Here is a 1,370-nt window from a genome sequence, read left to right on the forward strand (position 1 = left end):
GACGATGACAACTCTGATAGGAAGGATACCTATCCGGTAGATCCTGCCAGCGGGCTCCAGTTTTCAAAATCCACAAGATTCCATTTAAAATACTTCGGGGCTCAATTCTCTCCCGTCCCCTCCCGTCTTCTCGTGGCTTTGGTTCTTTGATAAGAGGCTTTATGATCTTCCATTGGGCATCTGTGATATCCATGATAGAGCTCCTATAGGAGCTATCCTTGTACGAACCCCTCGGCAGTACAAGCAAAAAGTACTTGTCAGTAGTTTATATTTGAGATGGCTTCTAGTCAGGACTTACGCTTCCCCCGAACTCATCTCGAAAATGAAGGCTGTCAGTTTAGACACAAACAAAGTCCCTGGCATCACGCAAAAGCTCCGCGAATCGAGTCTTGGCGCTTTATTCCTTGGTCAGCCTCTCAATAGCCGCAGACTTGGTGCACCTCCTGGCAGTAAGACAAAAGAAGCCTTCGCGAAAAATCTAAGAATTGCTCAAGACCATGATACTTTATTAAACTGCACTTTCGGTAGCGGCTTCGTCGCCGCCAACCTTGCAACTCAATTTGACAAGGAAGTCATTCTTAACGGGAATGCATCGTTGTATTCTGACTTGCTTGTGCATTTACCAGACCGAACCAGTGTAAGAGTGGAATTTATGTGGCGCAAGTCTGCCACGGCAGGCGCCATTGCTCAATATGTTTTAGAAAAATTGAACCTCTACGGCAAAGCCCTTTCATACTTCTGAAAGGCAGTACTTCCTCTAACTGCTAATTTCACGCTATGGCCTCTGCTCTCTGGCGGTCGGCCTTGGATCTTGCCCGGATTTACGGCATTCGCCGTCCGGGCATTGACCACAGCGAACGAAGCTGACGATCGTGAAGTCTTTTTTGTCAATGCGAATAGCCCACCCAACACTACGGTAATATCAAGAACTATGCCCCCATCCATTACAGACGTTGTATACTTTGATTGGAACGTTATCTCCTATTTAACAAAACCGGAGGGTCTGAATGGTGATTTAAGGGACTCCTGTGAAGCCGTGGCAACATTGATTGAGAAGTTTATTGATCGAGACAAATGCATTTTCCCTTTCAGTTATGCACACTTCCGAGATATTCAGCAAGGTGGACCAAATTATGTAACGGTCGATTTGTGTCGCCTGGGCGACTTTACCCGGAATTGGATGGTTTATGAGAATATTCCGCATGACTTTAGTTTGAAATTGTCACAGCGACCAGAATTGACCTTTGATTACGATTACTATGTGTCAAATACGATTAGCTCTCCTGTGCGATTTCCTGATTATGTCCCGAATTTAGTTAGAGTTTGAAAAGGCGGAACCCTGGCCCAAAATGGGCCGAACACCACATTCC

General features: G+C 45.8%; 3 protein-coding genes. 2 read left to right on the plus strand and 1 reads right to left on the minus strand.

Features of this window, described 5'->3' with window-relative positions; genetic code table 11:
- Positions 1-193: IS5 family transposase (locus tag LEPIL_RS22890; RefSeq protein WP_002771502.1), on the minus strand; the 193-nt coding region annotated here is incomplete at its 3' end.
- Positions 194-322: 129 nt separating this feature from the next.
- Here LEPIL_RS22890 and LEPIL_RS07595 point away from each other — a divergent pair.
- Positions 323-742, plus strand: a complete 420-nt coding sequence (locus LEPIL_RS07595; RefSeq protein WP_002771505.1) for a ubiquitin family protein — start codon at positions 323-325, stop codon at positions 740-742.
- 102 nt (positions 743-844) lie between these two features.
- Complete coding sequence (locus tag LEPIL_RS23375) at positions 845-1,327, plus strand: hypothetical protein (protein WP_143464869.1); 483 nt, start codon at positions 845-847, stop codon at positions 1,325-1,327.
- The last annotated feature ends 43 nt before the right edge of the window (positions 1,328-1,370 follow it).

This window comes from Leptonema illini DSM 21528, from assembly GCF_000243335.1.
GTDB lineage: Bacteria > Spirochaetota > Leptospiria > Leptospirales > Leptonemataceae > Leptonema > Leptonema illini.

Excerpts from the sequence above, each read along its gene's own strand:
- LEPIL_RS07595 (WP_002771505.1), top strand. The coding sequence starts at position 323 with ATGAAGGCTGTCAGTTTAGACACAAACAAAGTCCCTGGCATCACGCAA.